Raw genomic sequence first — 7921 nt, forward strand, 5'->3', positions numbered from 1 at the left:
CTCCTGGATCTTTGCGATCACGCCCGGCGCATCCTCGGGATGGATATGAGCAAACCAGTCATCGATGTGCACATCCGCGGGCGAGGAAAACGCCCGCGCCGCTTCGGGATTGAGGTAGGTGCAGCGCCCTTCGGTGTCCGCCTCCCACACGATCATGGAAACACGCTCGGCAAGACGGCGAATGGCTGCGCGCACGACGGAGCGGTCTTCCGAACCTGGCTGTTTCTGTGACGGGCGGTAACTGGCGTTCATGACCCGTATGTTACCACTTTGACACGATCTAAATATGGTGCAATGCAGCGGAACTTAGGAACTCATGGGGGCGTCGTAGCTTTCAGATTGCCCGAAAGAATTTCCTTCACCCATCAACTTCCGAGTGGAAACATGAAACACCACCATACTCATGAACTGCGGCGCGACGAGATTCTCGCTCTGGCCCACCAGGCGAAACTGATGATTGTCGACGGCGAAATCTGCTACTTGAACGACATGGCGACGGAAAAGGAACTGGTCAATTTTGCGCGGATGATCGAAGCCAAGTCCGGCGAAAGCAAGCAGACCTAATATTCCGCGGTGCCCGTGACCGGCCCGAGCAGCGTGCTGTTCTGCGCATTGCGCGAACCCTCTGCGATTTCCTCGATCTCATTGAGCTCGATGAGCGCCATGACGAACACGCCGACCACGAGCGCGGCCATGAGCAATGCGAGTGCCAGGATTATTGTTGTCACCATCGCTCCCCCCTCCTGCGAACTGTCTCCGATGAAGTTCATTTAAGCAGCTCGTTTCCGGCCGGACTTGCGCACGATCAATGCCTGGTTGCGGTCCGACATTTTTTCCTCAAGGCATGCGCTTTGGCCGAGGGGACGGTTCCTATCGCGCCCATAGAAAAAATCTCTGGAATTTTCTTTTGTGCGGAGCAACCAAAACTGCGCTGCCCTGTCTATCAGCTTCTGACCAGAAACGTTGCGCGACACTGGACAACGCATCCGGGACACGCGCTCTCAATTGACCTCCCCAAAGGACGAACGAATGCCAAGATGTTCCAAGGTGTATGAAGCCTTCAACAATGCTTATGTCGGCGCGGTACTGATGGTGCTGCTGGCCTTTGCCAGCGTAGCCGCCGTCGTATTCAAACCCCTCGCGCTGCGCGCCGCCAACCCGGTTGTGCACTCCCAGGACATTTCCGAAATCACCCGCATCGCCGCCAACGCCGGCCGCCTGGAATACCTGCTGGTCGCACAGCCCCTCTCCGATTTCCCTCGCTATGTATTCAAGTACAAGGATGCCGCGCAGATCAACGTGGTGAAGGTGCCCAGCACCTCGCACAGCAATCTCGAACGCGAAGTCCTGTTGAAGAACAGCATTCCGTACGCGATCGCCAACGCCGAGTACCTGGAATCCAACAAGGAAATCCTCCAAGACAAGGAAACGAAGGACGGCATCCTGAACGAAGCCGGCGGCTTTCTTGCGCGTAATGCCGTCGGCATCGCGCTGCTGATCTTCCTGTTCGTCTCGCTGCGCAAGGGCCTGCCCGGCATGGGCATGGGCGGCGGCGCATCCGTTGTCAAGCCGGAAAACCTCAAGGGCAGCATGGACGACCTGATCGGCATGGAAGACATCAAGCAGGAAGTCGCGCACCTGGAAGAAATGATCCGCAACCGCGACCTGTACCGCTCGCACAACATCGACAAGCCGTTCAACGTCATGCTGACCGGCCCGGCCGGCACCGGCAAGACCAAGCTCGCCGGCTACCTGGCCAAGAAGCTGGACATTCCGCTCATCCAGGCATCGGGTTCGGGCCTGGAATCCGGGCTCGTCGGCGGCGGTTCCAAGGCGCTCAACGCGATTTACAAAAAGGCATGCTCGATGGAGCGCTGCATCATCTTCCTGGATGAAGCGCAGAGCCTGTTCATGCCGCGCGGCCGCGGCGACAAGAAGTGGGATGACGATACTGCCAACACCCTGCTCTCCCTGCTCGACGGTATCAAGAGCGACAAGGGCGCCGGCGTGATCTGGGTCGTGGCCTCGAACTTCAATGATGCCACCACGCAAATGGATGAAGCGATGCTGCGCCGCTTTGCGGTGAAGATCAACTTCCGCCTGCCGAACAAGGCCGAGCGCCGCGAGTTGCTGAACGTCTTCCTGGCGAAGAAAGATCCGGAGTGCGTGGACTGGGCGAACCTGAACCTGGACTATGCGGCGGAGATCACCGCCAACCTCAGCCCGGCACTGCTGGAAACCGTGGTCGACCGCGCGAGCATGATCGCCATTCAGGAAAAGACCCTGATCACCACCGATGTCATGTTCCGCGCCTTCGAGCGCTCGATGATCGGCCTGACCGACCGCGCCACCACCGCCGAGCAGGACAAGAAGCGCGAACGCGTGGCGCTGCACGAACTGGGCCACTTCTTCATGCAGATCGACCCCTACCTGCGCCAGGGCATGAGCTGGGAAGAAGTGAAGGCCAAGTCGCCCTTGCTGAAGATCAGCACCGAGTCCGTGTCCAAGGTCGGCGCGCTGGGCTATGTACTGTCTTCCTCGGAAGACGTGTCCCTGCAGACGCTGGAAGAAATGGAACAGGACGTGATCCAGCTTTACGGCGGCGTTGCAGCGGAAGAACTGTTCTACGGCGCGCGCGGCATTTCCACCGGCAGCCAGAACGATATCCAGAAGATCACCGCCAAGCTCGACCTGATGGTGAACCAGCTCTCCATGTACTCGCGTTCAAAGGTGGACTACACCCAGTTCAAGCGCGAAGGTTCGACCGAAGACGCGATGCGCCAGGTCGAAGCCAAGGCGGACGAGCTCTACACCGCGACGCTGGAAGCGATGAAGGCGTACAAGGATGTGATGTGGACGCTGAAGGACACGCTGCTGGAGCGCTATGTGCTGTCCAAGGACGAGGTGTTCGAACTGCTGTCCGAGATGATGACGGCGCCGGCGCAGTCGAAGGCGGCCTGAGATTGCAATTCCTGCCGCGTGTCCGGAGAGGACGTCATCCCGACGAAAGTCGGGGTCCAGCGGCGTTAATCGATGCACACACGACGCTGGATCCCGGCTTTCGCCGGGATGACGGCGGTGGAATCAAACGCGAGTGATGTCCGGAGAGGATGTCATCCCGACGAAAGTCGGAATCCAGCGGCGTTAATCGATGCACGCACGACACTGGACCCCGGCGTTCGCCGGGATGACGGCGGTGGAATCAAACGCGAGTGAATTGAAAAGCCCCGGCAAGTCCGGGCTTTTTTTCGTCCTCAGGCTGCCTGCGCCTGCACGATGGAATCGAAGCGCTCGCGCAATTCCCGCGCCACCGGCAGCAAGCCTTCCACCGACAAATCCTCCAGCAAGACCTTCGGCGACTTGTCGATCTCCGGATAGTTGCGCAGGATGGAACGGCGGTAAGTCGGGTCGTAGTGGTTGCGCATCAGGCGCTCGAACAGCGCCGGCACTTCGCGCCGCGCCGCAAGCTCTTCCCACGCGGCGAACTCTTCGCCGCCGATCAGCGGGCGCAGGTAGGAGAGGCGCTCGATCAGCGCCGCCGGGTCCTGCTCGAAGTGGGCATAGTCCTCGCGCAGCAACTGCACGCGCTGCGGCATCGCGGCGTCCACCGCAATGGTCAGGCCGGAACGCATCGCGCCCAGCAGCGCATCCGGCAACTGGACTTTGCCGATCTTCTTGCTTTCCGATTCCACCCACACCGGCCGGCCCGGGTCGAACTCCTGCAGCTGGCGCAGCAAGAGACTGTCGAACATCTTCTGCGACGGCTGCTGCTTGCCGGGCACCGCGCCGATGATCGACCCGCGATGCGTGGCGATGCCTTCGAGATCGAGCACCTGCGCGCCCGCCTGGTGCAGCGCGCCGAGCAGGCGCGTCTTGCCGCAGCCGGTGGGGCCGCTCACCACGATGTATCGGAAGTTCGCCGGGAACGCGGCCATTTCCTCGTTCACCCAGCGCCGGTACGCCTTCCAGCCGCCCTTGTATTTCTCGACCCGGTAACCGATGGTGTCGAGCACATCGAACCACACCTTGCTGCGCTTGCCGCCACGGAAGCAATACACCAGGATCCGGCTCTTGGCCGGGTACTTGGAAATGCATTGCTCGATGTGGCGGGCAATGTTCATCAGGGAATAACGCGCACCGAGCTGGTACGCAGCGAGCGGATCGGTGCGATGCAGCGTGCCGACTTCGGCGAATTCGGCGTTGTCGACCACCGGCAGGTTGATCGCGCCGGGGATATGGTCTTCCTCGTATTCGCGCGGGCTGCGGGCGTCGATGATGAGGTCGTAGGAATCGAAATTTTGCATCCCCACATTGTACCCGCCGGGCCCGGCGCGGGCCGCTCTATGACGAAAAACGGTTTCCGGAGTATTCTTTGCCCCTTCGCGTCCGGCCCGGACCTTTTTCACCAGACATGCCATGAACAAACCCGTCGAAAGCCCCCTCCGCCTGACCTCGTTCTCCCACGGCGGCGGCTGCGGCTGCAAGATCGCGCCCGGCGTGCTCGCCGACATCCTGAAACAATCCCGCGGCTTTCCGGTGCCGAACGAGCTGCTGGTCGGCATCGAAACCTCCGACGATGCGGCCGTCTACAAGCTCAACGACGAACAGGCGCTGGTCGCCACCACCGACTTCTTCATGCCCATCGTCGACGATCCGTACGACTTCGGCCGCATCGCCGCCACCAATGCCATCTCCGATGTCTATGCGATGGGCGGCACGCCGATCATGGCGCTGGCGCTAGTGGCGATGCCGGTCAACCAGTTGTCGGTCGAGGTGATCGGCAAGATCATCCAGGGCGGCGAGGCGGTCTGCACCGAAGCGGGCATCCCGATCGCGGGCGGCCATACCATCGACTCCGTCGAGCCCATCTATGGCCTGGTCGTGATGGGACTGGTGCATCCGGACAAGGTCAAGCGCAATGCCGGCGCGCGGCCCGGCGATACGCTCATCCTCGGCAAGCCGCTGGGTGTCGGCATCCTGTCGGCCGCCCTGAAAAAGAACGCGCTCGACGCCGCCGGTTACCGGGCGATGATCGACAACACCACCAAGCTCAACAAACCGGGCAAATCACTGTCCGCCATGGCGGGCGTGCACGCGCTGACCGACGTCACCGGCTTCGGCCTGCTCGGACACTCGCTTGAACTGGCGCGCGGCGCTGGCATGACCGTGCAGCTGGACCTCGGCAGGATCCCCCTGCTCCCCGGCGTGGAAGAACTGGCGGGACAAGGTTTCATCACCGGCGCGTCCGCCCGCAATTGGGCGGGTTACGGCCACGACGTCGCGCTTCCCGCGGACATCACTCCGGTACAGCAAGCCTTGCTGACTGATCCGCAAACCTCCGGCGGCCTGCTGGTGGCATGCGACGCCTCCTCGGCGGATGAAGTGCTGGCGCTCTTCCGCCGCGAGGGATTCGGCGATGCTGCCGTCGTCGGCACTGTTGTCGAAGGACCGGCCCAAGTCGTCATCAAATCCTGATGCAAGCAGGACGGGCACCTCCGCCCGTCCTTTGTGCACCGCATCATTCACCTCCCCCCGGCGGCCTCCGCATCTCTTCTCCCAAGGACGTAGGCGTCTGTCCTACAAACGCTGAAAGCCGCATTCCGCATTATTTCCATACGGAAATCTTCTGTTGCGCCCAGGGTTCTTCCTTAGAAACTTTCGATAAAAAATTACTATTTTGCAACGCAGCATGTGTAATAGCTCGTTACAATTGACGTAAATCAACTGATCGCCGTCTTACGCTTTACCAACGGCAAGAAATCCGGTTGAGCCTGTTTGGGCTCGCCGCTTCCAACACAACGCCAACATCGACATGATCGCCACGCATCCTGCTGACACCCGCGCCGTCGCCCGTCCCCTCCCCCGCCTTCCCCGTTTGCTTTCCATGAGTGCCGCTGTCGCCGCCGCCCTCGCGCTGGCCGCGTGCGGCACGGTGCAGGTCCAGCCTCTCGGCACCGCCGACATCGCCCAGCAGGCCGCACTCGACCGCGCGATCGCGCGCGACGCCGTTCCGCCAATCAGCGGTGAGCTCTCGATGGACGAGGCGATTGCGCGGGCGCTGAAGTACAACCTCGACCGCCGCACGAAAATGATGGAGGAGGCGCTGGCGTTCAACCAGCTCGACACGGCCAACTGGGACATGCTGCCGAAACTGACCGCCAATGCCGGTTACTCGACGCGTGACAAGGACCTCATCACCCGCAGCGTGGATTCGGTGACCGGTCTGCCTTCGCTCGCCAATCCCTATATTTCGTCCGAACGCTCGCACGCTTCCTACGACCTCGGCCTGACGTGGAACATGCTCGATTTCGGGCTCAGCTACATCACCGCCAAGCAGCAGGCCGACCGCGTGCTGATCGCTTCGGAGCGCCGGCGCAAGGCCATGCACACCCTCATCCAGGACGTGCGCTATGCGTTCTGGCGCACCGCCAGTGCCCAGCGCCTGAAGGACGATGTGCGTAATGCGATCGCGCTGGCCGAAGATGCGCTGGAGGATGCGCGCAAGGCCGAGAGCGAGCGCCTGCGCAATCCCGTCGATGCGCTGCGCTACCAGCGCCAGTTGCTGGAAAACCTGCGCCTGCTGGAGAGCATCGAACAGGAACTCTCGACCGGACGCATCGAGCTGGCCAACCTCATCAATGCCCCGCTCGGACAGGATTTCCGCGTGCAGGAGCCGAGCGACAAGGTCGACGCCTCGCTGCTGGAGGTTCCCGTCGAGCGCATGGAGCAGCTCGCAGTGGAACAAAACGCCGACCTGCGCGAGCATTTCTACAGCGCGCGCATCGCCGTTGAGGAAACGCGCCGCACCATGCTGCGCCTGTTTCCCAACCTGTCGTTCCGCACCACCGCGCACTATGACACCGACCGCTTCATGATCAACAACCGCTGGAATGATGCCGGCCTGCAGCTTTCCTACAACCTGCTGAACCTGTTGAGCGCGCCCTCGCAAAAGGCGCTGGCCGAGGCCGGCGTCAAGCTGGCCGACCAGCGCCGCGTGGCGGCCCAGATGGCAGTGCTCACCCAGGTGCACCTGTCGCGTCTCTCGTACACCATCGCCTACCGGCAGTTCCTGCGCGCCGACGCCATCTGGCAGGCGGACGCGAAGATCTCGGCGCACATCCGCAACCGCGAATCGGCGGAAACACAAAGCAAGCTGGAACAGGTGGCCAATAGCACCACGGCCATCCTGAGCCTGCTGCGCCGCTACCAGTCGCTGTCGCAGCTGCAGGGCGCGGGCAGCAAGCTGCAGGCCACCATCGGACTGGAGCCGGCGATCGGCAGTACCGCCGACATCCCCCTCGATGAACTGACGAAGAAAGTGTCGGACGCCATCCGCGACTGGAGCAAGGAAGCGTTCAAGCCAGCGGCCCAGGCTCCTTCGACGGACGAACTCGCACTCAGGATGACGATGGCGCCGGGCTGGCGCGTCGAGCCGGTACTGGCGTTTTCGGACAACAAGGAGAACTAGGCCATGCCCCTGCGCCAACAATTGCGGATGCTCGCCCTGGCGCTCGTCAGCCTCGGTGTGACAGCCGCCGCCCTTGCACAGCAGGCGCCGAAGCCTGCCGCGCCGGCGCCTCGCCCGGCGCTGGAACGGCAGGACATCCGTGCGCAGCTTTCGCCGCGCCGCTTCACCACCGTCGCCGCCGAGATCGGCGCCAAGATCAGCCGCCTGCCCGTGCAGGAAGGCGGCAGCTTCCGCGCCGGCCAGTTGCTGGTCGGGCTCGACTGCTCGCTGCAGCAGGCCCAGTTGCAGAAGGCCCGTGCCGCGCTATCCGCGGCGGAACGCACCTTCGTCGCCAACAAGCGGCTCAACGAACTCAATTCCATCGGCAAGGTGGAACTGGATGTCTCCGAATCCGAAGTCTCCAAGGCGCGGGCGGAAGTGTCGCTGATGACGGTATCGCTGGAGAAATGCCAG

The 7921-nt window shown here is 62.3% G+C and carries 6 protein-coding genes and 2 pseudogenes; 5 read left to right on the forward strand and 3 right to left on the reverse strand.

Translation table 11 applies throughout. From position 1 onward, the window contains the following. A pseudogene (locus VFF99_RS07850) lies at positions 1-252 on the reverse strand (PAS domain-containing protein); the annotation flags it as partial. Positions 253-384: 132 nt separating this feature from the next. On the opposite strand from VFF99_RS07850, the gene VFF99_RS07855 reads away from it, so the two are divergent. Next, complete coding sequence (locus VFF99_RS07855; RefSeq protein WP_325016624.1) at positions 385-564, forward strand: hypothetical protein; 180 nt, start codon at positions 385-387, stop codon at positions 562-564. Here the strand turns inward: VFF99_RS07855 and VFF99_RS07860 are convergent. Beyond that, positions 561-770, reverse strand: a complete 210-nt coding sequence (locus tag VFF99_RS07860; protein WP_325016626.1) for a hypothetical protein — start codon at positions 768-770, stop codon at positions 561-563. The two genes, VFF99_RS07855 and VFF99_RS07860, sit on opposite strands and share 4 nt — an antisense overlap. 259 nt (positions 771-1029) lie before the next feature. Here VFF99_RS07860 and VFF99_RS07865 point away from each other — a divergent pair, with 259 nt between their 5' ends. After that, positions 1030-2961, forward strand: coding sequence for an AAA family ATPase (locus VFF99_RS07865; RefSeq protein ID WP_325016628.1), 1932 nt, complete (start codon positions 1030-1032; stop codon positions 2959-2961). A 293-nt stretch (positions 2962-3254) separates the two neighbouring features. Here VFF99_RS07865 and mnmH read toward each other — a convergent pair whose 3' ends face one another. Further along, positions 3255-4304 carry a tRNA 2-selenouridine(34) synthase MnmH gene (mnmH, locus tag VFF99_RS07870; protein ID WP_325016630.1) on the reverse strand — a complete coding sequence of 350 codons (1050 nt, stop codon included), beginning with the start codon at positions 4302-4304 and terminating at the stop codon, positions 3255-3257. A 112-nt stretch (positions 4305-4416) separates the two neighbouring features. Between mnmH and selD the strand changes: the two genes are divergently transcribed. The 3 genes and pseudogenes from selD to VFF99_RS07885 form a co-directional block, all read left to right on the forward strand. Continuing rightward, positions 4417-5475, forward strand: coding sequence for a selenide, water dikinase SelD (gene selD, locus VFF99_RS07875; protein ID WP_325016632.1), 1059 nt, complete (start codon positions 4417-4419; stop codon positions 5473-5475). Positions 5476-5884: 409 nt separating this feature from the next. After that, positions 5885-7468: a TolC family protein gene (locus VFF99_RS07880; RefSeq protein ID WP_325016634.1), complete on the forward strand. Its 1584-nt coding sequence runs from the start codon at positions 5885-5887 to the stop codon at positions 7466-7468. Positions 7469-7471: 3 nt separating this feature from the next. After that, positions 7472-7921: pseudogene (locus tag VFF99_RS07885) on the forward strand (biotin/lipoyl-binding protein); the annotation flags it as partial.

This window comes from Noviherbaspirillum sp. (assembly GCF_035654295.1).
Taxonomy (GTDB): Bacteria; Pseudomonadota; Gammaproteobacteria; order Burkholderiales; family Burkholderiaceae_D; genus Noviherbaspirillum.